We start from the raw sequence: 23,827 nt of genomic DNA on the forward strand, positions 1-23,827 counted from the left end.
GTAGAAAAGGAAACTGGGTACAGAATACAAGGTTATGTTAATTCTTGAAGCTCGTAACCTGAACAAGTCTTTTCTAGAGAAAGGGCAACGGGTCACGGCGGTGCAGGATGTCTCGCTACAAATGGCGGCAGGCGAAGTGCTGGCATTTTTGGGACCCAATGGGGCAGGCAAAACGACCACGATCAAAATGGTCGCGGGATTAATTCGACCGGATCAGGGGTGGGTACGAATTGTCGATCGTGATCCGCATCGTACTCCCCACGCCTTACGGTATTTGGGAGCCGTCCTAGAAGGCAATCGCAATATTTACTGGCGGCTGACCTGTTGGGAAAATTTGGAATATTTTGGCGTATTACGGGGGCTAACTCAACGTCGATCGCGCCAACGAGCCGAGGAATTGTTAGAACGATTTCAACTCACCCATAAACGCCGCTCAACGGTGCAATCCCTCTCACGCGGGATGCAACAAAAACTGGCGATCGCGGTGGCATTAATGCACCAACCTCCCTTATTACTGCTGGATGAGCCAACTCTGGGGCTAGATGTCGAGGCAACCCTGGATGTAAAACAACTGGTGCGAGAGATTGCCCAGGAAGGCTGTGCCATTTTGCTGACAACTCACCAATTAGCGATCGCAGAGGAACTGTCGGATCGGGTTGCCATTATCAACAAAGGTGAAATTGTCGTCGAGGAACCCACGGCTGAACTGATTCGGCAATTCTCTGGTAGTGCGTATTTGATTGAAACGGAAACGGCGATCGATGCTGATCGTGGTGATAAGCTTGCCAGTCTAGACATTGAACTCCAGAGCGATCGGCTGATTCGAGTACCGGATGCGGGTCTTCTGTATCAGGTGCTAAACATCCTCAAACCGATCCCATTATTACAAGTCAAGAAAGATCAAGCCAATCTAACCGATGTATTTCTCAAACTGGTGCGAGGCGAGGCATAACTGCGATGTTGACGTTATTTGTAGCGGAACTGAAGCGATCATGGATTTTACTAAAACGCTATGCGACTGAAACGATTAGCTTAGTCATTGGCACAACCATTATCTTTTATGGGCTATTCATGAGTGCCCAATATATTGTTGGTTCTAGTTCTCAATTTGGCGATCGCTTAGACTCAATCATTGTTGGGTATGTGCTGTGGTCACTGACCTTGTTTATTCTGGGTGACATTGCTGGTGGCTTACAGCGAGAAGCGCAAACTGGGACATTAGAACAATTGTTTCTTTCCCCCTTTGGTGCGCCTAGAGTATTTTTAACCCGAGCGATCGCCAACCTGACGACCCAACTCACCATTAATCTCGTGATTCTGTCCCTGATCCTGGTCTTAACCGGCAGCCAATTAGCCTTTCCGCCCTTGCTACTGCTGCCGCTACTGACTGTGTTGTTCGGGGCGTATGGCATTTCCCTGGCGATGGGTTCTCTCGCACTACTGGTGAAGCAAGTCCAACAACTGTTAGGCATTTTCCAATTTGCTTTGCTATTTGTGTTGACGGTGCCAGTGGAAAGTTGGGTTGGGGGAACGCGGTGGCTCGGCTGGTTGTTGCCCATGACTCCCGGAGCCGGACTATTACGGGAACTGATGGCGCGGGGGCAGGGCTTGGATTGGCAACTATTCGCGATCGCCCTGCTGAATGGAGGCAGCTATTTCATTCTGGGATTATATCTATTCCGATATGCGGAACGGGAAGCAAAACATCGCGGTAAATTGAGCGGTTATTAAGTCGATCGATCACCTCCCTTCCACTGGCGACCATGTATACACAAGTTAAATCGGACTTCGTTTGAGGCTCCGCGCCCCCTAAATCCCCCAATTCTAGGGGACTTTGAATGGTTGGTTCCCCCAGAATTGGGGGCTAGGGGGGCTAAATGCAGAATTTTCAGGTGCTAGAGAAGGTGTATACACAGTAGCTTCTACTGGCAAGGAGGTGAATCGAGAGAGTTAGAGGGCGATCGGGTTAGGCTTCAATCACAAAGTCCGATGCCGAGAGAATCAGATCGCCAGGTGTGTTGATCACGGCAAATTGACCGCCGTTGGTTCCAAACCCTGTGGCAGAACCATTGGCATTGAAGAATAGACGGTTGGTAGCCGCACTATAGACAATCCGGGCGGTACTGCTATCCGCATCGGCATCAAACCCGACTACGGCAAAGTCGGCAGCATTGCTAAAGCCATTGCCCACCCCACTGAGCAGACCGAACACCGAGCGATCGAGGATAATCTGATCAAGACCTTGCTCGAAGTTTTCGATCGTATCCACCCCATTCACGGTCGGAGTCCCATCGAACACAAAGGCATCGCTTCCAGTGCCACCGTTAAGGATGTCATTGCCAGCCCCACCAATTAAGCGATCGTTGTTCGCTCCGCCAATCAACAGGTCATTACCCCCTCCACCAATTAAGGTGTCATTACCAGCGTGACCGATTAAGGTGTTACTGAAGGCGTTACCTGTGATCACATTGTTCAAGGCATTACCGCTGCCAGTAGTAATCAAACTACTTTCCATTAAGGTCAGGTTTTCCAGATTAGCTCCCAAAACGAAGTTGTTGCTGGCAGTGATGACCGTATCAATGCCACCATTCACGTCTTCAATGATCACATCATCCAGCCGAACATCTTGATAAACATCATTACCCGTTCCCCCGATCATGGTGTCCTGACCAAAGGTACTAATGAAGGTATCATTGCCAGCGCCGCCTTCCATCCGGTTGTTGCCAAAGAACCCATTCAGCGTATCATCACCGCTGCCACCCAACAAGGTGTCGTTGCCGTCGCCCCCAAATAAGGAATCATTACCAATGCCACCATCTAACGTGTCATTGCCAATGCCGCCAATCAGGGTGTCATTGCCAGCCCCACCACTGAGGTGACTGCTCACCAAGCTATTAGCATTTAAGCGGTTGTTCAACTCGTTACCAACCCCGATCGTTGCCGTTCCATCCAGAGTCAGGTTTTCTAAGTGAGCGCCTAAGGTGAAGTTGACACTCGATCGCACTGTATCGAGTCCAGCATTGGCACTTTCAACAATGACATCGCCAACGCTGTCTACAATGTAGATGTCATCTCCTAACCCACCCTGCATGGTATCATTACCAGTGCCACCATCGAGCAGATCAGTATCAGAGCCGCCAATCAAACTGTCGTTGCCAGCACCACCATAGAGTTCATTAAAACTATCAGCACCAGCGACATTGCTACTCCCAATCAGGGTGTCATCACCAGATCCCCCCAATAGGGTATCGAAACCAGCCCCACCATCCAGGAAATCATTGCCGATGCCGCCATCCAGGGTGTCATTGCCAGCGCCACCGATTAAGGTGTCGTTGCCGGAACCGCCATTTAAGGAATCATTACCGGAACCCCCGTTTAAGGAATCGTTGCCAGAACCACCTAATAACGTGTCATTGCCTAGTCCACCATGTAACGTATCATTTCCGGCTTGACCATCTAACAGGTTGTTGCCATTGTTGCCCAGAATTTCGTTATTTAAGGAGTTCCCGATGCCGTTAATATTGGCGTTACCAGTGAGATCCAGATCTTCCAGGTTAGCACCCAGTGTAAAACTAATAGATGACTGCACAATGTCTCTACCCCCGTTGAATCCTTCGATAATGCGATCGCCGATGTTATCCACAATATAGAAATCATCGCCAGCCCCACCATCCATCAGGTCGGCTCCGGTGCCACCATTGAGGAGATCGTTGCCATCCCCTCCTAGCAGGACATCGTTACCGGCTCCACCACTGAGGAAGTCACCATCAGCCCCACCATCCAGGGTATCATTGCCGTTGCCGCCGATTAGGGTATCGAAGCCAGTCCCGCCGATCAGCAGATCAAAGCCATCACCACCATCGACCCGATCATTACCCGCCAGAGCATCGATCGTGTCGTTGCCTGCTCCACCGAGGATTGAGTCATTACCAGTTGTCGGAAAGCTTGCCATCGTGTTGTTCCTTATGTGTCTTGAGTGTGTGCGAATTCAATTGTCAGTCGTCCATTACTTGGTTGGGTTTATTGGTAATGGTTGATTGCCTGACATTGATGTACACGGTTCAGCAGCAAGGATTCATGCAGAGTTTGAGTCACCCGATCGTGCGACCTGATCGGGTGAAATGAAGCGTTGCCATTGCATAAAACGGCGTAGTCCAACCTGTGAATTTATAGTGATCAAATGATGCGCTTTGATCGTGCGGTTTAATTTTTTAGGAGTAAAAAATGTTGTTTTTGATGTACTCAGGGCAGGAATCATACGATCGGGTGAACCAACCGAATGAAGCTGTGCTCATCCAGATCGGTTTAATCTAAGGCTAATGACATATTTTGGATGGGCTAGTGACACTCGCTACATGTCCTGCTCAATAGATTTCTTGTTGATTGTTTCTAATCATATTTGATCCTTACTTCAGGAGAACCAACTATGCGAAAACGCATGACAGTCATATTCAGTTTGGTTTTTGTGATTGGTATTTCAGTCAGTGTTCTAGCTCATCAAGTCCGAGGACGATCGCCGCAACCAGCAGACCATACAATACACATGGCGCAGGTAACATCGCCTCGACCATCGGCTGATTCCCAGCCTCCCTTATTTGAGAAATTAGGCAATCATCATCATCCGATTTCGACCAAAAACGCTTTAGCACAGCGCTATTTTGATCAGGGACTAACCCTGTCCTACGGCTTTAACCACATGGCAGCCGCGCGATCGTTCAAAGCTGCTGCCCAACTCGATCCAAACTGTGCGATGTGTTATTGGGGGATTGCCTTAGTGCTAGGACCCAACATTAATGCCCCGATGGGAGAAGATGCACTACCAGAGGCTAAACAAGCCCTACAACAGGCGAAAGTATTGGAGCAATATGCGAGTGAAAAAGAACGGGCTTATATTGAAGCTCTAGCGACCCGCTATCCGCAACAGGCTGTGGGCGATCGCAAATCGTTTGATATCGCCTATGCCACTGCCATGCGGGAGATCGCCAAACGCTATCCTGATGATCTGGATGCTGCCACCTTATTTGCCGAATCCTTGATGACGACAACGCCTTGGGATTATTGGGAAGCAGACGGGACACCGAAACCGGAGGGTCAGGAAATCATGGCAGTGCTAGAGTCTGTCTTGAAGCGTGCCCCTAACCATCCTGGAGCCAATCATCTTTATATCCATGCGGTAGAAAAAGAACGTCCTGACTTGGGAGTACCCTCTGCCGATCGCTTGATGAGTCTTGTGCCGAACTCGGGGCATTTGGTTCACATGGCATCCCATATCTACATTCGGGTCGGACGCTACCATGATGCCGTGTTGTCAAATCAAGCTGGAATTGCGGCGGATAACCTGTATGCTACCCAGTGTCATGCTCAGGGCATCTATCCACTCATGTATATGCCCCACAACCATCATTTCCTCTGGTTTGCGGCACAGATGACTGGACAAAGCAAATTGGCAATAGAGGCGGCACAGAATACGGCGAAGGTCGATGCCCAATTTTTACGTCACCCCGCGTTAGCGGCAACGGTTCAGCACTTCTCTACCATTCCCATGTTTACCGATGCCCGATTTGGTAAATGGGATGAAATTCTAGCGCTGGCAGCCCCGGAATCCGATCTCAAGTATCCTACAGGGGTTTGGCATTATGTGCGAGGGCTGGCATTCCTGGCAAAAAATCAGCCGCAACAGGCAGAACAAGAGTTACAGCAATTGCAACTTCTGACAACGGCGGCTGACCTGAAAACCATGAAAATTGGCGAGAATAATCCCGTGACCAGTGTGCTGTCGATCGCCGCTAATGTTCTGGCGGGAGAGCTTGCTTCCTACCAGGGGAACCATGATCAGGCGATCACTGCTCTCAAGCAGGCGGTCAAATTAGAGGATGAGTTGATTTACACTGAACCGGCTGATTGGTATCTGCCAACCCGTCAGTCGTTAGGAGCGATTCTCCTAAAGGCAGGACGAGCCAGCGAAGCAGAACAGGTCTATCGGGAGGAACTGAAGATCTATCCCAACAATGGCTGGTCACTATTAGGGCTAACCCAAAGCCTGCAAGCGCAAAATAAGCTGCAAGCGGCGAACGCCACTCAGAAACAGTTTGAAGCTGCCTGGAAATATGCAGATGTTAAGCTGACTGCTTCTCGCTTCTAACGGCGTTGTTGCATGAAGAGGAGTTGCGGAGGGCGAGGCATGGTAAGTTTTAATCACCACAACCAAAACAAGCCATGAAACCTCAATACCGCATCCGCAACTGGTCTGAGTATAACGCTGGACTGAAGCAACGGGGAAGCCTCACCTTCTGGATTGAGGAATCGGTTCTGGAGCAGTGGGTGGTCGAAGATTTGAGCGGCAAACCAGGTGCGTCTGTCCTCTATAGTGACCTTGCGATTCAAACGATGGCGACTGTCAAAGCGGTCTATCGCCTGGCTGGACGACAGTGTCAAGGATTTCTCGAATCAATTTTTGAGTTGATGGAAATTGACTTGCCTGTGCCTGACCACAGTACACTATCACGGCGAATTGGGAACCTGAGCATTGACTTACCGATTGTGCCGAAACCGGGTGCTCGTCATGTGGTGGTCGATTCGACTGGGGTAAAAGTCTATGGTGAAGGGGAATGGAAAACCCGTCAGCATGGGGTGAGCAAGCGTCGGACTTGGCGCAAACTGCATCTAGGGGTTGATGAAGCTACGGGCGAGATTGTGGCAATGGTCGTGACAACCAATAATGTGGCGGATGGAGAAGTGCTAGAAGACCTCCTGGAACAGATTGAAGGGGAAATTGAACAGGTTTCAACCGATGGTGCTTATGACCATCGCCATTGCTATGACGAAATTGATGCCAAAGGAGCCAAAGCCGTGATTCCACCGCGCAAAGATGCCAAAATCTGGCAGCATGGTAATCGCAAAGGCAAGCCCCATGCGAGAGATGAAAATCTGCGTCACATCCGCAAACATGGACGCAAACGCTGGAAGCAGGATTCTGGCTATCATCGCCGCTCCATTGCCGAAACCACCATGTTTCGCTTTAAGACAATTTTTGGTGGCAATCTCAGCGCGCGTCAATTTGACAATCAAGCGGTGGAACTGTTCATCAAATGTGCTGCGCTCAACCGGATGATCCAGATCGCTAAACCTGATAGCTACAAAGTTGCAGCTTAATACCAGGACGACCTTAAGGCAGGTCTGGTCGTTTTTCTAATCATGCAACAAAGCCGCTTCTAACCTGAGATCGTCCCCGAAGTAACCAATAACTGAAGCCTCTGTAGAGATAGTGATTGACATATCTCTACAGTTTTTTTATGGAAACTGTGAGCCGTTGGCGCTGTAGCTGCGGTTCACTGCATGGTAAAAGTAGGCTGTCTATCGGGGGTAAGCAGAATTAATCAGGAGAATTTGGACAATTTTAAAGCTGTCTTTGCATAGTTTGCGATCGTTCACCGTGTAACTCCTTAGATAGGAACGCTTCCGAGCCGTCCCAACCAGATTGATGGTGCGGCAAGGGATCGCTAACAACCAAGATTGACTAACGGAGAAAACACGATGGCGGTAATTAACGGTAATAACGACAACGAAACCCTGATTGGTGGTGCGGGTGATGACACGATCGATGGGAATGGTGGTAATGATACGGCTTTGATGGGGGGCGGTGATGATGTGTTTATCTGGGATCCGGGTGATGGTAGTGACATTGTAGAAGGCGAGAGTGGTCAAGATACTCTGCAATTTAACGGTTCTGCTGCCAGTGAAACGTTTGATTTTTCTGCTAATGACGATCGCCTACGCTTCTTCCGGAATGTTGGCAATATTGTCATGGATACCAACAGTGTCGAGCAGGTAGATCTGAATGCCTTGGGTGGTAGCGATACGATTACGGTGAATGACTTGACGGGCACTGATGTCAAGTTAGTTAACATTAATCTAGCCGGAACCCTCAACTCCTCCACCGCTGATGGGGTGTCAGATACCACGATCGTCAATGGTCGCAGCAGTCAGGATACGATTCAGATCTCCAGTGCTACAACCGACATTGTTGTCGATGGCTTAGCCGCTAAAATTACGATCACCAATGCAGATGCAGCGCTTGACCAGTTGATTGTCAATGGGAATGGTGGTAACGATGTTTTAGATGCGACTAATTTAGCGGCTAACTTAATTCAACTGACGTTAGATGGCGGATTTGGTAACGATAAGATTGACGGTAGCCAGGGAATAGATACCTTAATTGGTGGTGAAGGTAACGACACGATCGCGGGTAAACAAGGCAATGATATTGCGTTTCTAGGCAGAGGCGATGATGTGTTTATTTGGGATCCCGGTGATGGTAGCGATGTGGTTGAAGGGGATGCTGGTCAAGACACCTTAACGTTTAATGGGTCGAATGGCAATGAAGTCATGAGCCTATCTCCTAATGGCGATCGACTGCGCTTCCTCCGCGATCTTGGCAATATTGAAATGGATTTGAATAGCATTGAACGAATTGAAGTAGATGCTAAAGGCGGCGATGATTTGATTACAGCCGCTTTAACGACTGGTGCCGCTCCGGCAACGGTGGAGTTTGTGGTGGATGGGGGTGATGGTAACGATACCATTTTGGGTGGTGATGGCAACGATACGCTCAAAGGTGGTGCTGGCAATGATGTAATTGATGGCAACCGGGGAGATGACATTGCTGATCTGGGGAGTGGAGATGATGTCTTTATCTGGGATCCCGGGGATGGCAGCGATGTGGTTGAAGGCGGTAGTGGGAGTGATACCCTACAATTCAATGGTGCCAATGTTAGCGAAGTGTTTGATCTGTCAGCAAATGGTGAACAACTCCGGTTTTTCCGAAATGTTGGCAATATTGTGATTGATACGGACAACGTTGAGCAAGTGGATCTGAATGCTCTCGGTGGGGCGGATACGATCGTCGTCAACGATCTCAAAGATACTGATGTGCAAGTAGTCAATATTAATCTAGCAGGAGCAATTAATGGCACAACGGGTGATGGGGCTGGAGATACGGTAATTGTGAATGGTCGCAATCAAAAGGACACCATTCAAGTATCTAATGTGAATGGCAACATTGTCGTAGATGGATTAGCTTCCCAAGTCATCATTACTCAAGCTGAAGTTACCAATGATCAATTAGTGATGAATGGGAATGGTGGTAATGACACGCTCGATGCCACGAATCTAGCGGCTAACCTGATTCAACTCACCTTAGATGGTGGATTTGGGAATGACAATCTTAAAGGTAGCCGGGGGATTGATACCCTGATTGGAGGGGAAGGTAACGACACGATCGATGGAAATGGTGGTAACGATACGGCATTCATGGGCAGTGGTGACGATCTGTTTATCTGGGATCCCGGTGACGGTAGCGATGTGGTTGAAGGGGATGCGGGGAAAGACACACTTCGCTTCAATGGCTCCAATGTGAGTGAAGTCATGAATCTTGCCGCGAATGGGCAACGTCTGCAATTCCTGCGGAATGTCGGCAACATCATTATGGATTTGAATAGTGTCGAACGGATTGAAGTGGATGCTAAAGGAGGTGATGACCTGATTACAGCTACGGCTGGCAATCTGGCGGCTGTAGAGTTTGTGGTCGATGGTGGTGATGGTAACGACACCATTCGTGGTGCTGAAGGGAATGATACTCTGTCCGGTGGTGATGGCAACGATCGCATCAATGGTGGAGCCGGTAATGATAGCCTTTTTGGTGGTGCTGGCAATGATGTCATTGATGGTGATCAGGGTAACGATGTTGCCTTTTTAGGCAGTGGCGACGATGTGTTTATCTGGGATCCCGGTGATGGCAGCGACACGATCGAGGGCGGCAGTGGTAATGACACCATGCGGTTTAATGGTGCGAATGTGAGTGAAGTGTTTGAACTATCTGCCAATGGCGATCGACTCCACTTCTTCCGTAACGTTGGTAACATCACCATGGATACGGATAGCGTGGAACAAGTGGATATCAATGCCTTAGGTGGTGCTGATTCTGTTATCATTAATGATCTCAAAGCGACTGATGTTAAGTTAGTCAATGTCAACCTGGCTGGCTCACCTAATCCCACGGCGGGTGATGGTCAAGTTGATACTGTGACGATCAATGGTAGTGCTGGTAGAGATCAGGTAGATATCTCCAGTACAGCGAATGGAGTTGTCGTAACAGGGTTGGCAACTCAAGTGACAATTCTGAATGCTGAGGCAACTGATCAGTTAGTGCTAAACAGTGGTGATGGCAACGACAATCTCAATGCTTCTCACCTTGCTGCTCAGGCTCTACAACTGACGTTAAATGCTGGTGCAGGTAACGATACCTTACGAGGGGGACAGGGGAATGATGTTTTGCGTGGTGATGCGGGCAATGATCTACTGATTGGCGGAGCGGGCAATGACACCTTAACTGGGGGATCAGGACTGGATTTCTTTGGCTTCAATACGCCGCATGAAGGGACTGATGTGATTACCGATTTCGCGGCTAATGATTTCATTCTGCTCTCGCGATCGGGCTTTCAGGGAGGATTAGGTGTCGGCATTCTGTCGGCAAGCCAGTTCCGTCTCGGTACAGCAGCAGGCGATGCCAACGATCGCTTGATCTACAACAACCAGACGGGCGATTTGTTCTTTGATGTGGATGGTTCCGGTAGTGCCAGTCAGATCCGGATTGCTACCTTAACCGGAGCCCCAACGCTGACCCATGCGGATATTTTGATCATCTAACCGATCTGCAATAAGTTACTCGATCGTTGCTTTACAGCCCTCTTCTTTGCTTTGGAGAGGGCTAATTGGATTAGTGTCACCCGATGAGTGCCTCAAACCCGGTATGTCGCATAATATGGCACTGGATTTCCAGTAAGTGCCCTTGCATCAGTTGTATCTATCTGAGACTGAACATGAACACAGATTGTGTACTACCCATGATGCCACTGCAAACAGCCCGGTTAACTCTGCGACCGTATCGAAGTGATGATGTCGATCGCTTATTACCGATTCTTTCTGATCCAACCACAATGTACTTTTGGCAGCAACCGCTGACCCATGAGGACGTAGTGAGATGGATCGATCGTAGTCTCCAAAGTTATACTCAGCAAGGATTTGGTCGATATGCTGTGATGTTACAAGGAAGCGACAAATTAATTGGTGATGTGGGGTTGTTGGCAACCACTCTTGCGGATGAATCTGTGGTTGATTTGGGCTATATCATTCATCATCCCTATTGGGAGCAAGGCTATGCGATCGAAGCCGCAACGGCAGTCCGAGATTATGCGTTTTCGACTCTGGGTGTTCCCACGCTGCATGTGAATATGCCCTGGGATCATCGTGCCTCTCAACGACTTGCCGAACGACTGGGGATGAAATTTATCAAGATCTTCAGCAATCCCCGTAACCGCAATATCCCGACGTTGTTATATCGCCTCGATCGTCCTACTTAACTCGCCGCAGTAAACCGTATAACCGGGCTAAATTAACTCCCAATGTTTTGTAACCCACCTGGTCAAATAACACCACAACTTTGTCGGCTTCATGCCGCATTACCACTCCTTCTCCCCAACTTTTATGCCTGACGCGGGTATTGACTGGGAAAGGGTGGTTGTCCTCGGGCGGCGGTTCGGCGGCAATCCCGGCTTTGCAATTATCACAAGAATCACAGGGAACCTCTAATGCTTGCCCAAAGTAGTTGAGTAAATACTTGCGACGACAATCCCGCACTTCGGCATACCCGCGCATCATTTCCAACCGCGATCGCTCCCAATGTTGGCGACGTTCTTGAGCCTGGAGCGCTGACTCGGCTGCCTGACTCATATCCTGGGTTAACGGACTGATGGCGACTTCGCCGGTGGGTAAGGTTTCTACAGCCCCGACCTCGGCGAGACGACTGAGTGCTGTTTTTAGCTTAGTTTGCGATAGATCAACCTGTTCTTTTAGCGCTTGTGGTGCGATCGGTTCAGCTTGTTGTTGTAAAACGTCTGTTACTTGTTCTAGCTGTTCGGCTTCTAATTGCCCACTACTCGCAAAAAATCGCCGTAGGTTCAAATCATCCGCATGATAAAACAGAATTGCCCTGGCAGGCTCGCCATCCCGCCCCGATCGCCCAATCTCTTGATAATAGGAATCGATCGAGTCACTAATATCGGCATGAAACACAAACCGCACATTGGATTTATCCACACCCATGCCAAAGGCAGTGGTTGCCACTAACACCTCAATGTCATCCTGCATAAAGGCGGCTTCTATCTCCTGGCGGTCGGTGGCTTTCATGCCTGCGTGATAAAACCGGGCGGCAATTCCCTGTTCCTGTAACTGCTCGGCAATCTCTTCGGTGCGTTTGCGAGTTGCGGCATAAATGATGCCTGGTTTCTCTGCCTGCACTACCCGATCGCACAAAATCTGTTGCTTTTCGGCTTCATCCCCTACCCGTTCCACTGCTAACCAAATGTTAGGGCGATCGAATCCTTCCACAATCACTACTGGATCTGCCATGTTCAACCGTTCGACAATCTCTTCCCGGACTGGAGGCGCGGCTGTGGCGGTCAACGCGAGGACTCGGGGATGATCTAAGGCTTCAACGATCGCCCCTAACCGGAGGTAGTCCGGGCGGAAGTCATGTCCCCAGGCGCTAATACAATGGGCTTCATCCACCACCAATAAAGATGGTCTGACAGTCTGTAGGGTTTCTAGTGTTTCGGGATTATTAAACTGTTCGGGAGCTAGAAATAAAAACTCTAAATCACCATCCTGTAAGGTTTCAAACGCTTCCTGACGATCGGTGTCACAAATGCTGGAATTGACAACGGCGGCATTCCCCAACTCCTGCGCGGTGATCGCTTGGGCTTGATCGCGTTGCAAGGCAATCAATGGCGAGACAACTACGGTTGCTCCTGGCATTAATAGCGCCGCTAGTTGATAGATCGCAGACTTCCCGGAACCCGTAGGCATGACCACCAACACATCATGTCCATCTAAAACTGCCTGAACCGCCTGTTCCTGACCGGGATGGAGGCGATCGTAGCCAAACCGCTTCTGTGCCAGTTGATGCAACGATCGCTGGCGAGATGTTGATTTCTTGCCCATCGGACTTCCTTACCGTGAATGCTTTTACGATATTGAAGCCGTGATGAAACAAAATCCGCAGAATGGGAGATCAGCCGCTGGTCGTTGGTTATATTTCAAACATGCTAGTGGTCAACGGTGTAAGGTTGGTAACCTTATTTGACTGCCTGCTTTTCTGCGTATATGGGAGCCGGTACAGGTACAGCCGGGGTTGGCGCTTTTGATTTTGTTAAGCGATAGACGAAGGCGGCAATGATGCTCACCATAACCATCTCTCCGCCATCTTCCAGGATGGTGAATAGACGCTGAAGCCAGAGTGGGGAAGCGATCGCACTAACTGCCATGTGTACCATATCTACGACCCCACCAAAGACCGCAAACAGGAGTAATAAGACAAATAAGTAAACAGAAGTCCGGCGAGTGGCTGGTTGTCGCTCAGTTCGGTAAGACCAGACCAGGGATATGAGGGAAATGATGCCAACGCTGGCGAATACTAGCAGTTCTCCCAGGTCTTGTCCCCGCAGCCCACCGATCGCAGGGAGTTGCCAAGCCGCCTCTAATAGAAACCCCAGGCGTTCATGCAGTTCTAATGCGTCATCCAGCAAAATATACAGGAAGATGCCTGTCCAGGTGAAAAAAATCCGCGATCGTTGGCGGATAGCAAGAAGCCCCAAACCCAGGACAATCAGCAATAACTTAACATATTGAAATTGTTCGGCGTACCCACCGTCCTGAGTAATCAGAAATTGCGGTTCATTCGGAACCACATGGGTCATTCTAGCGGCGATGTGCAGCAGGATAAACGCTAGATCAAGGGCTAGAAGTGGTACAAGAAAACTGATGGATAGTTTACTAACCAGTTGATTGACCCGGTGATGCATTTCTTAACCCTACTGATATTTACGGACAGCAAAACGAAGCCACCAATTGCTTGCTGGCGAGTAGACACCCCTAAGTTCGGTCGAAGGTGGAAGATCTCAGGCAAAGGATGGGCGAAGCAGCCTACGTAATTACCACGAATTTTCTTTTGAGCTGAGATCTATCTTTATCTGGTTTTAATGCTTTCTTTACCTGGAACAATCTAACCCTAGGGGGATTTAACCTTGACTTAACCGAATCTTTTTAAACGCTGAGGCATTTTAACGGCGGTAATTCCTCTCTATCCCTCGATCGTGCAGTCTAATCGCTAGACTAAGGTTGCCTCTGTAAAGGCAGTTCACCTGTTCTCTTGAGCGCCGTCTCTGTGAGCAAACCCGGAGATTAGATAAAAGGCTACCGACTGAGACTGACCTTTCCTTTACAATAGGTTGGACTTTTTTAGCCCTTGACCTGACAGCTACCACCATGCCGCGTCGCACAGACCTCCAAAAAATTTTGTTAATTGGCTCCGGCCCGATTGTGATTGGCCAAGCCTGTGAGTTTGATTATTCCGGTACCCAGGCGTGTAAAGCGCTCCGAGATGAAGGGTACGAGGTGATCCTGGTGAACTCGAACCCGGCTACGATCATGACTGATCCGGAAACCGCCGATCGCACCTATATTGAGCCGCTGACTCCGGAGATTGTTGAGAAGATTATTGAGAAAGAGCGTCCCGATGCGCTGTTACCAACGATGGGAGGACAGACAGCCCTGAACCTGGCAGTGGCGCTAGCCAAGAACGGCACTCTGGACAAATATAATGTGGAACTGATTGGGGCAAAACTGCCAGCGATCGAGATGGCAGAGGATCGCAAGCTATTTAAAGAAGCGATGGAACGGATTGGTGTACCCGTTTGTCCCTCGGGTCTGGCGAACACGATCGAGGAAGCCCGGGCGATCGGGCATCAAATTGGTAGCTATCCTTTGATCATTCGTCCAGCCTTTACCTTAGGCGGCACCGGGGGCGGGATTGCCTACAACCAGGAGGAATTTGAGGAAATTGCTCAGTCCGGTTTGGATGCCAGCCCGGTATCCCAGATTTTGATTGAGAAGTCGCTCTTGGGCTGGAAGGAATACGAACTGGAGGTAATGCGGGATCTGGCGGATAACGTGGTGATTATCTGCTCGATCGAAAACCTGGATCCAATGGGCATCCACACCGGGGACTCAATCACCGTGGCTCCATCCCAAACCCTGACGGATAAGGAATATCAGCGCTTGCGCGACTATTCCATTGCCATCATCCGCGAGATTGGGGTGGAAACGGGCGGCTCGAATATTCAGTTCTCGGTCAATCCCGATACGGGGGAAGTGATCGTAATTGAAATGAATCCTCGGGTTTCCCGCAGTTCGGCTCTAGCATCCAAAGCCACCGGATTCCCGATCGCCAAAATGGCAGCGAAACTGGCGGTTGGCTACACCCTGGACGAAATTCCCAACGATATCACTAAAAAGACTCCGGCTAGCTTTGAACCGACGATCGACTACGTGGTTACCAAGATTCCTCGCTTTGCCTTCGAGAAATTTCCCGGTGCCCAACCGGTACTCACCACCCAGATGAAATCGGTTGGGGAAGCGATGGCCATCGGGCGCACCTTCCAGGAATCCTTCCAGAAAGCCCTGCGATCGCTGGAAACGGGTCGCGCCGGTTGGGGGTGTGATAAGTCGGAAAAGTTACCTAGTCTGGAACAAATTCGGGCTGGGCTGCGGACTCCTAACCCCGATCGCATTTTTATGGTACGCCACGCCATGCAGATGGGTATGTCCGTTGAGGAGATCTATGAGCTAACCGCGATCGATCCCTGGTTTCTGGATAAGTTACAAGAACTGCTGGAAACTGAGAAATTCCTCAAACGGACTCCGCTAACCAGCCTGACGAAAGATCAGATGTACATGATTAAGCGGCAGGGCTTTAGCGATCGGCAGCTTGCCTTCGCCACGAAGACCACGGAAGACGAAGTTCGGACTTATCGCAAATCCTTAGGCGTGATTCCGGTGTACAAGACGGTAGACACCTGTGCGGCTGAGTTTGAAGCGCTGACTCCTTATTACTACTCGACCTATGAGGAGGAGACGGAAGTTCTGCCTTCCACCAAGCGCAAGGTGATGATTCTGGGGGGTGGTCCCAACCGGATCGGACAAGGGATTGAGTTTGACTATTGCTGTTGTCATGCGTCCTTCTCTCTGCGGGAAGATGACTTCGAGACGATTATGGTCAACTCCAACCCCGAAACCGTTTCGACCGACTACGACACCAGCGATCGCCTCTATTTTGAGCCCCTGACAAAAGAGGATGTGCTGAATATTATTGAGGCAGAAAATCCAGAAGGGGTGATTATTCAGTTTGGGGGGCAAACTCCACTGAAGCTGGCTGTACCGTTACAGAAGTATCTGGAAGGGAATGCCGAAAGTCACGTTAATACAAAGATTTGGGGCACGTCACCTGATTCGATCGATACCGCTGAAGATCGGGAACGGTTCGAGAAAATTCTGCGGCAATTAAACATTCGCCAACCCTCGAATGGGATTGCTCGAAGTACCCGTGAGGCGTTGGAAATTGCTCGTCGCATTGGTTATCCGGTGGTGGTGCGTCCCAGCTATGTTCTGGGGGGTCGGGCAATGGAGATTGTCTACTCCGACACCGAGCTAGAACATTACATGACCTATGCGGTTCAGGTGGAACCCGATCACCCAATTCTGGTGGATCAATACCTGGAAAACGCGATCGAGGTGGATGTCGATGCGATCGCGGATGCCACGGGGCATGTGGTGATTGGTGGCATCATGGAACATATTGAACAAGCGGGGATTCACTCTGGTGACTCGGCATGTTCTCTCCCCAGCGTGTCTCTGAGTCCAGCCGTACTGGAGCAAATTCGGCACTGGACGATCGATTTGGCGAAAGCCTTGAAGGTCGTGGGACTGATGAATATTCAGTTTGCGGTTCAGGGCAATCAGGTGTTCATTCTGGAAGCCAACCCGCGTGCCTCCCGTACCGTCCCCTTTGTGTCGAAGGCGATCGGCATCCCTTTAGCCAAAATGGCGGCTCGGATTATGTCAGGGCAAACTTTGAAGCAATTGAACTACACAGAGGAAATGATTCCTAAACATATTGCGGTTAAGGAAGCTGTGTTGCCGTTCGACAAATTCTCTGGCACCGACCCCATCCTCGGCCCTGAAATGCGATCAACGGGGGAGGTGATGGGGATTGATGAAAACTTTGGTAGCTCCTATGCCAAGGCAGAACTGGCGGCAAGTCAACGCTTACCCCTGAAAGGGACGGTGTTTGTCTCAATGAGCGATCGCGATAAAGCCACCGTTGTCCCGATTGTGCAGGACTTCATCACTCTGGGTTTTAGGATTATTGCCACGATCGGCACTCGCAAAACCCTGATGGAGCATGGTTTGGATGTCGATCTGATCCTGAAACTGCATGAAGGTCGTCCCCATGTGCTGGACTCGATTAAGAACGAACAAATTCACTTAATCATCAACACTCCCTCTGGGGAAGAAGCCCGCGCCGATGGTCGGCTGATCCGCCGCACTGCCCTGATGTATAAAATTCCGATCGTCACGACGATCGCTGGAGCTAAAGCGACGGCGGCAGCAATCCGGACGTTGCAAACCCAAGCGTTGTCTGTCAAGTCCTTGCAGGAGCATCTCAAGCCGTAGGTGCGTTAGCTCCAATTCCTACTCATATTCAGCAGAGGCTAGTATCTTACCCATCTAGACTCTGCTGTTTTATTCCACATAGGCTTCCGTCAGCTTATGCTCAAAGAACCGAGCCATGTCATATTCAATATTTTCTAGGAGAATCGAAAAATTGGTGCGGTCATAGGCTCCTTCAAAGAAGGTTTCCAGCAACAAACAGTTTTCTTCATCCACGTAGGCTTTCATAAATAGGAATTCAGCGTTCAGCTCATTCAAATATTCCAGTAGGTGTAACCGTTTGACATCAGGATCACAGTTATACACAGTGGCTACTGACACTCCCCGACTATCAAAGTCTGTCACGATCAAGTTCGGTTTGCGGGGATGCCGACAGAGAATGACTCCATCGCCTTCCTCAACTACATACCCATTGAACTCTAAATGGTTCCGGTAACGTGCTAAGGGGTGGGCGACAGCTTCGCTAAGGTTGAGGTCTTGCATGGATTCCAAGCCTTATGGGGGTAATGAAAAAGGTTTAGTACCTTTAGAGTGCCCTGTCCCCAGTGATGAATCACTCCGATATTACTAGAAGCTGATAACCGATAACCCCTCATCGGATAGATGCGCCGCCCCGGGTTGAGAGTTTAAGGTGATGAAAATTTATTTGCCATTTCTCCCTGCTGCCTGAATCAGAAGTAAGATTAAACTTCTAGAAAAATTAATATTCTTTACAGTCCTTATTTAGCAACCTACACCGGGCGATACCGCTAAAACTCCGGAATTTTGTTAGATTTTGTTGCTCAAGATGCATTCAAGAAATGCGATTATGGGTACTCTCTATATAACAGGATGCCGATTTTGGACGTAGATCCCAGTCTACTTTCTTAAAAATTAATGATCCCTGGCGACAGCCACCCTCATAAATGTTACATTTGTTAATATAGAGTGACGACCCTTAAGGATGATTTGTTATGATGCAAGAAATTTTTCTCCTAACCAGTATTATTCTTGAACTGGCCGCGATCGCCCTGATCATCGAGCAATGGCAGCGGCGACAGGTAGAACAACCCTCTACGGTTGCCATTCCGGTGAAAATACGTGACGACATTTAGGTTTTTCTAGATCGGCTCCATCCGGTTTTCGCAACCAGGCTGTACGATTACAGTCTTGTTCATCGTTATTTCTACCTATCCTTTGCTCTCAGCTTACTCTCTTCATTCTCAGGCAACGCCATGAAGACCCCTCAAACCACCACTGACTTAGTGCGTACCTACCTGCGAGAAATCGGTCGGGTTCCCTTGCTGACCCACGAGCAGGAAATCCTCTATGGCAAGCAGGTGCAACGCTTATCGACTGTCTACGAAGCGCAAGAGTCCTTAGTAGAAACCTTGGGGCGGATTCCAACGACGCAGGAGTGGACACAGCAGGTCAATCTGTCTGAAACCGAGTTGCAGCGAGTGATCACCGAAGGTGAATTCGCGAAGCGCAAGATGGTTGAGGCAAATTTGCGGCTTGTGGTTTCGGTGGCAAAGAAATACACAAAACGTAATGTTGATCTGCTGGATTTAATTCAAGAAGGCACGATCGGGATGCAACGGGGTGTAGAGAAATTCGATCCCACTAAGGGCTATCGCTTCTCTACCTATGCCTACTGGTGGATCCGCCAAGCCATTACTCGCGCGATCGCGGAAAAAGGTCGGACAATCCGCCTACCAATCCACATCACCGAGAAACTTAACAAAATTAAGAAAGCTCAACGCAAACTTTCCCAGAAATTGGGTCGAGCGGCTACGGCGGCTGAACTTGCTCAAGAATTAGAGCTAACCCCCCGTCAGGTGCGTGAGTATTTGGAACGGGCTCGCCAACCCCTGTCGCTAGATTTGCGGGTGGGTGACAATCAGGACACTGAACTGGGGGAACTGCTGGAAGATACGGGAGCCTCTCCCGAAGAGTTCGCGACCCAATCATCGTTACGGGCGGATCTGGAAAAACTGATGGCAGACCTGACCCCGCAACAGCGACAAGTGTTGGAACTGCGGTTTGGCTTAGAGGATGGACAAGCTCTCACACTGGCTAAAATCGGCGATCGCCTGAACATCAGTCGCGAACGAGTCCGCCAAATCGAACGGGAAGCCCTAACCAAGCTGCGCAAACGCAAAGCCTCGATCGGCGAATACCTTGCCAGCTAACCTGTTCCTGCCCCATCTCCCTATCCTTCCTATCTCCCTCATTTTCTCAACCTGCCCCTGGCGTGAGTGAGACAATCCCACCCTACTGAGTTCGGTTCTACTCACTGCCAAGCCCAAGCTGGATTGATACAGTGTGTTTATAGACATTGCAACCGTTTGATCGAGGTTCTAATCGTGAACAACTTATCGAACCACTTACCAGAATTTCTTGAGGGCGGAGCTGAGTCGGGTAACTCCTTACTACATTATGTGCAGTCGATGAGTCCCGAAACGGTTGCCCAGCTCTCGAAGCCAGTTTCTCCTGAAGTATTCCACATGATGGAACGCAACATCATTGGCTTACTCGGTGGATTACCTCCCGAAAACTTCCAGGTTGAGATCACCACATCCCGCGAAGATCTGGGTCGGCTGCTTGCCTCTGCCATGATGAGCGGCTACTTCCTGCGTAATGCTGAACAACGGCTGGCGATCGAAAAATCCCTGGTCGGTAGTGAATCAGAATCCAAATAGTTATTGCATCGCCCTGAGTGTGGGGAAATCTGATCATGGTTTGGCTGCTTGGGTCAGATTTCGACTAGGATGATTCCTTCCCTAACAGTTTTGCGTGTGTGCCGATGGAATCTCTTTCAGCCCCCAACACTCAAGCTCAAACTCATTCTGTCAACCCGAACGCTCCTGTAGAGACTACTTTCAACCCGGCAGACCATCCATGCGGTTTGTCGGGTTTTGTTGTGGCGGACTTACGACGATCGTTGTTGCATTGGTATCGCCAGCAAGGACGGGATCTGCCCTGGCGGCAAACTCGCGACCCGTATGCGATCTGGGTTTCCGAGATTATGCTGCAACAAACCCAGGTGAAAACCGTAATTCCCTACTATCAACGCTGGCTGGCGGCATTTCCGACGGTGCAGGATTTAGCCAAAGCCGAGCAACAACAAGTGCTAAAACTTTGGCAAGGATTGGGATATTACGCCCGCGCCCGGAATCTGCATCGCGCCGCCCAGGAAATTGTGCAAACCCATGCAGGCAAGTTTCCGACCCAGGTAGCAGATGTCCTGAAATTGCCGGGAATCGGACGGACGACCGCAGGCGGGATTTTAAGTGCGGCATTTAACCAACCGGTAGCCATCTTAGATGGTAATGTGAAACGGGTACTGGCAAGGATTACCGCCCTGACTGTGCCACCCAATCGGGCGATCGCGCCCCTCTGGCAGTTATCGGCAACCCTGCTAGATCCAGAGCAGCCGCGTGACTTCAATCAAGCTCTAATGGATTTGGGGGCAACGGTTTGTGTTCCCCGCCAACCCAATTGTGATCTCTGTCCTTGGCGATCGTTCTGTCAAGCCTACAATCGAGGTATTCAATCGCAGTTACCTATGTCTGAAACTCGTAGCCCGCTCCCGCATAAAGTGATCGGTGTCGCTGTCATCTGGAATCATCACGGTCAAGTATTAATCGATCGCCGTCGGCAAGAAGGTTTACTGGGAGGGTTATGGGAGTTCCCGGGTGGCAAAGTGGAACCGGGAGAAACGATCGCTGACTGTATTCGCCGCGAGATTCAGGAAGAACTGGGGATTGACATTGCCGTTGGTGACTCACTGATCACGATCGACCATACCTATAGTCATTTCCGCGTCACACTGAATGTGCATCATTGTCAGCATTTGACTGGCGAACCCCAACCGTTGGAATGTGACGAAGTCCGGTGGGTAGCGCTGAGTGAGCTAGATCAGTATCCTTTCCCCAAAGCTAACGTCCAAATTATCCAAGCGTTGCAGGAACTGGGTCAGGATCAGCAGGAGATGGGCAAAATGACAGAAGCAGGTCGGACTGGTAGTTAAAAGAAGTTTCTGACCTGGGGATTAACCAATCACTTGAGTATGGCAATTAAACAGGGCGATCTATGACACATCAGCATAAGGGTGCCAAGTCTAAGCATATTGTTTTAACCTCCCATCCGGCTCGATTCGGTCCGAAGCCAATTTCGATTCAGTGGGGGGCTGCCGATCCGATCGAGCGTGGACCTGTAATTGGCACATTAACTCGCTCTGCCCATCGGAATGTGATTGGTTCCCACTCTGGGGCGTATGGCGTGTATCGGGCTTTGGCGGTTGCCAGTGGTCAGTTGCAATCCGATCATCGTCCCGACCTGACGAATACATCGCCTGCCGAGCATATTGGGCCCCATCCCTCCTGGTTTGACCCCGACAAAATTGTGTCCTTAGATCCGTTTGGCGCGATCGTTGGCGAAGTCTATCCCTCGTTGTTTCAGGAGGGGTACGATATTCGTCCTACGATCGCGATTACTAAAGCCCATATCAACATGCCAGAACTGCTGGAAGCCATTACCAAAGGACGGTTGCAGGTCGATGGCGGCATCATGAAACCCGGTGGCGATCTGGTCGTAACGAAGGCGGCGATCGAACCCGTCTGGTATCTGCCCGGAATGGCAAAACGCCTGAAGGTGAGTGAGTCGGACTTACGCCATGTCTTATTTGAGCAAACGGGTGGCATGTTTCCCGAACTGGTGACTCGTCCTGATCTGCATGTGTTTCTGCCCCCGATCGGCGGCATGACCGTTTACATTGTGGGTGATTTGGCGGCGATTACCGACCCCGATCGTCCCTTAGCGGTTCGCGTTCACGATGAATGTAACGGCTCGGATGTGTTTGGCTCCGATATCTGTACCTGTCGTCCTTACCTGGCGCATGGGATTGAAGCCTGCGTCCAGACGGCTCAGGAAGGCGGCGCGGGTGTGATTGTCTATCTGCGGAAAGAAGGACGGGCGTTAGGCGAGGTGACGAAATTCCTGGTCTACAATGCCCGCAAACGGCAGGAAGGTGGCGATCGCGCCGATGCCTACTTCGCTCGTACCGAATGTGTGGCTGGCGTTCAGGACATGCGCTTCCAAGAATTTATGCCCGATGTGTTGCACTGGTTGGGGATTACCCGCATCGATCGCCTGGTGTCGATGAGCAATATGAAATACAACGCGATCGTTCAGTCCGGGATTGAAGTGGTAGAACGAGTGCCCATTCCCGCCGACCTGATTCCCGCCGATGCCAAAGTGGAAATTGAAGCCAAGAAAGCGGCTGGCTACTATACAGACGGCAACATTCCCGACCAAATTGCCCTAGCCGAAACCAAAGGTCGCAGCTTAGTCGAATAGCCCCCATCTTCCTCACCTTCCTCATCCACCTACCCATGCCCGATCCCACGATCGCCTACCTCCGCTCTCCCCAAGCGATCCGAGAGCGTTGTGGTCAATTGTTTGAATTAGCCTGTGCTGATCAACTGCGTTACTTTCGCTGCGACTTAGATCGTCTGCCTGCCGTCGCTGACTATGTGCTTCAGGTGACACGCCAGCATTACCCTGATTTGAACATTCCCTTCCATAGCCGTTGGCGACATTTTGAAGTCGGGAGCCTACCTCGCCTCACGTTACTGGAAGCCCAGTTAGCCGGACTATCCCCGATCGCCAGAGCCAAAGCCAAGTTTGATTTAGCGATCGTCAGTGTATTGCTAGATGCTGGGGCAGGCGACCAATGGCAGTATGGAGAATCGGAGACGGGGGAAGTATTTCGGCGATCGGAAGGATTAGCCGTTGCCAGTTTCCAAATGTTCCAGCAAGGGCTGTTTTCCAGCGATGCCAATCAGCCGTTACAAGTAGACGCGATCGCCCTGCAACAACTTACAGAAGCCACCCTCAGCCAGGGCTTTCAAGTCAGTGCCACCAACCCTTTAGTTGGACTCACTGGACGCACCAAACTCCTGCAAAAACTGGGACAAGTGCTGACCCAACATCCCACATTATTTAGTTCCACCACTCCCCGCCCCGGCGATCTCGTCGATTACCTACTCACCCAAACCCAAACCAACGAATTACCCGCCAGCACCGTCCTCGCTGCCATCCTTGAGGGCTTCAGCGACATCTGGCCAGGACGTATCACCTTCGCCGGAATCAACCTCGGTGATGTCTGGCACCACCCCGCCCTATCTCCCATCTCCCCCATCTCTGTCTCTTATACACATCT

The 23,827-nt window shown here is 50.2% G+C and carries 17 protein-coding genes; 13 read left to right on the top strand and 4 right to left on the bottom strand.

The annotated features are described in order from the left end of the window. Positions 1 to 34 precede the first annotated feature (34 nt). Together ACN4EK_RS05230 and ACN4EK_RS05235 are read left to right on the top strand one after the other, a co-directional pair. On the top strand, positions 35 to 952 hold the full coding sequence (locus ACN4EK_RS05230) for an ABC transporter ATP-binding protein (protein ID WP_431656437.1): 918 nt from the start codon (positions 35 to 37) through the stop codon (positions 950 to 952). A 5-nt stretch (positions 953 to 957) separates the two neighbouring features. Then, complete coding sequence (locus ACN4EK_RS05235; protein WP_431656438.1) at positions 958 to 1,731, top strand: ABC transporter permease; 774 nt, start codon at positions 958 to 960, stop codon at positions 1,729 to 1,731. Between the two features lie 235 nt (positions 1,732 to 1,966). Here ACN4EK_RS05235 and ACN4EK_RS05240 read toward each other — a convergent pair whose 3' ends face one another. Then, a complete protein-coding gene (locus ACN4EK_RS05240) occupies positions 1,967 to 3,952 on the bottom strand; it encodes a calcium-binding protein (RefSeq protein ID WP_431656439.1) in 1,986 nt (661 codons plus the stop codon). Between the two features lie 474 nt (positions 3,953 to 4,426). Between ACN4EK_RS05240 and ACN4EK_RS05245 the strand changes: the two genes are divergently transcribed. From ACN4EK_RS05245 to ACN4EK_RS05260, 4 genes are all read left to right on the top strand, one after another. Then, a complete protein-coding gene (locus ACN4EK_RS05245; protein WP_431656440.1) occupies positions 4,427 to 6,142 on the top strand; it encodes a tetratricopeptide repeat protein in 1,716 nt (571 codons plus the stop codon). A 74-nt stretch (positions 6,143 to 6,216) separates the two neighbouring features. Next, on the top strand, positions 6,217 to 7,152 hold the full coding sequence (locus ACN4EK_RS05250; protein WP_431655783.1) for an IS5 family transposase: 936 nt from the start codon (positions 6,217 to 6,219) through the stop codon (positions 7,150 to 7,152). 381 nt (positions 7,153 to 7,533) lie between these two features. Beyond that, positions 7,534 to 10,704: a beta strand repeat-containing protein gene (locus ACN4EK_RS05255; protein ID WP_431656441.1), complete on the top strand. Its 3,171-nt coding sequence runs from the start codon at positions 7,534 to 7,536 to the stop codon at positions 10,702 to 10,704. A 173-nt stretch (positions 10,705 to 10,877) separates the two neighbouring features. After that, positions 10,878 to 11,417 carry a GNAT family N-acetyltransferase gene (locus ACN4EK_RS05260; protein WP_431656442.1) on the top strand — a complete coding sequence of 180 codons (540 nt, stop codon included), beginning with the start codon at positions 10,878 to 10,880 and terminating at the stop codon, positions 11,415 to 11,417. On the opposite strand, the gene ACN4EK_RS05265 is transcribed toward ACN4EK_RS05260, so the two are convergent. Together ACN4EK_RS05265 and ACN4EK_RS05270 are read right to left on the bottom strand one after the other, a co-directional pair. Next, the gene (locus ACN4EK_RS05265) at positions 11,410 to 13,056 is read right to left on the bottom strand and encodes a RecQ family ATP-dependent DNA helicase (RefSeq protein ID WP_431656443.1); all 1,647 of its coding nucleotides are present in this window, start codon (positions 13,054 to 13,056) and stop codon (positions 11,410 to 11,412) included. The two genes, ACN4EK_RS05260 and ACN4EK_RS05265, sit on opposite strands and share 8 nt — an antisense overlap. A gap of 134 nt (positions 13,057 to 13,190) precedes the next feature. After that, on the bottom strand, positions 13,191 to 13,916 hold the full coding sequence (locus ACN4EK_RS05270; protein WP_431656444.1) for a hypothetical protein: 726 nt from the start codon (positions 13,914 to 13,916) through the stop codon (positions 13,191 to 13,193). 463 nt (positions 13,917 to 14,379) lie between these two features. Between ACN4EK_RS05270 and carB the strand changes: the two genes are divergently transcribed. Further along, entirely contained in the window at positions 14,380 to 17,625 is a 3,246-nt protein-coding gene (gene carB, locus ACN4EK_RS05275; protein ID WP_431656445.1) for a carbamoyl-phosphate synthase large subunit, read from the top strand. Positions 17,626 to 17,694: 69 nt separating this feature from the next. On the opposite strand, the gene ACN4EK_RS05280 is transcribed toward carB, so the two are convergent. After that, the gene (locus ACN4EK_RS05280; RefSeq protein WP_431656446.1) at positions 17,695 to 18,105 is read right to left on the bottom strand and encodes a YbjN domain-containing protein; all 411 of its coding nucleotides are present in this window, start codon (positions 18,103 to 18,105) and stop codon (positions 17,695 to 17,697) included. A gap of 470 nt (positions 18,106 to 18,575) precedes the next feature. On the opposite strand from ACN4EK_RS05280, the gene ACN4EK_RS05285 reads away from it, so the two are divergent. From ACN4EK_RS05285 to ACN4EK_RS05310, 6 genes are all read left to right on the top strand, one after another. After that, positions 18,576 to 18,716, top strand: coding sequence for a hypothetical protein (locus ACN4EK_RS05285; protein ID WP_431656447.1), 141 nt, complete (start codon positions 18,576 to 18,578; stop codon positions 18,714 to 18,716). A gap of 120 nt (positions 18,717 to 18,836) precedes the next feature. Beyond that, positions 18,837 to 19,793, top strand: coding sequence for an RNA polymerase sigma factor, RpoD/SigA family (locus ACN4EK_RS05290; protein ID WP_431656448.1), 957 nt, complete (start codon positions 18,837 to 18,839; stop codon positions 19,791 to 19,793). A 174-nt stretch (positions 19,794 to 19,967) separates the two neighbouring features. Continuing rightward, positions 19,968 to 20,303, top strand: a complete 336-nt coding sequence (locus ACN4EK_RS05295) for a DUF760 domain-containing protein (protein WP_431656449.1) — start codon at positions 19,968 to 19,970, stop codon at positions 20,301 to 20,303. A gap of 206 nt (positions 20,304 to 20,509) precedes the next feature. Then, the gene (mutY, locus tag ACN4EK_RS05300) at positions 20,510 to 21,634 is read left to right on the top strand and encodes an A/G-specific adenine glycosylase (protein WP_431656450.1); all 1,125 of its coding nucleotides are present in this window, start codon (positions 20,510 to 20,512) and stop codon (positions 21,632 to 21,634) included. Positions 21,635 to 21,696: 62 nt separating this feature from the next. Next, entirely contained in the window at positions 21,697 to 22,962 is a 1,266-nt protein-coding gene (locus ACN4EK_RS05305) for a GTP cyclohydrolase II (protein ID WP_431656451.1), read from the top strand. A gap of 35 nt (positions 22,963 to 22,997) precedes the next feature. Continuing rightward, positions 22,998 to 23,827, top strand: an 830-nt coding sequence (locus tag ACN4EK_RS05310) for a DUF1688 family protein (protein WP_431656452.1), incomplete at its 3' end; no start/stop codon positions are given.

Origin of the sequence: Pantanalinema rosaneae CENA516 (assembly GCF_050753385.1) — a bacterium.
Lineage (GTDB): Bacteria > Cyanobacteriota > Cyanobacteriia > Leptolyngbyales > Leptolyngbyaceae > Pantanalinema > Pantanalinema rosaneae.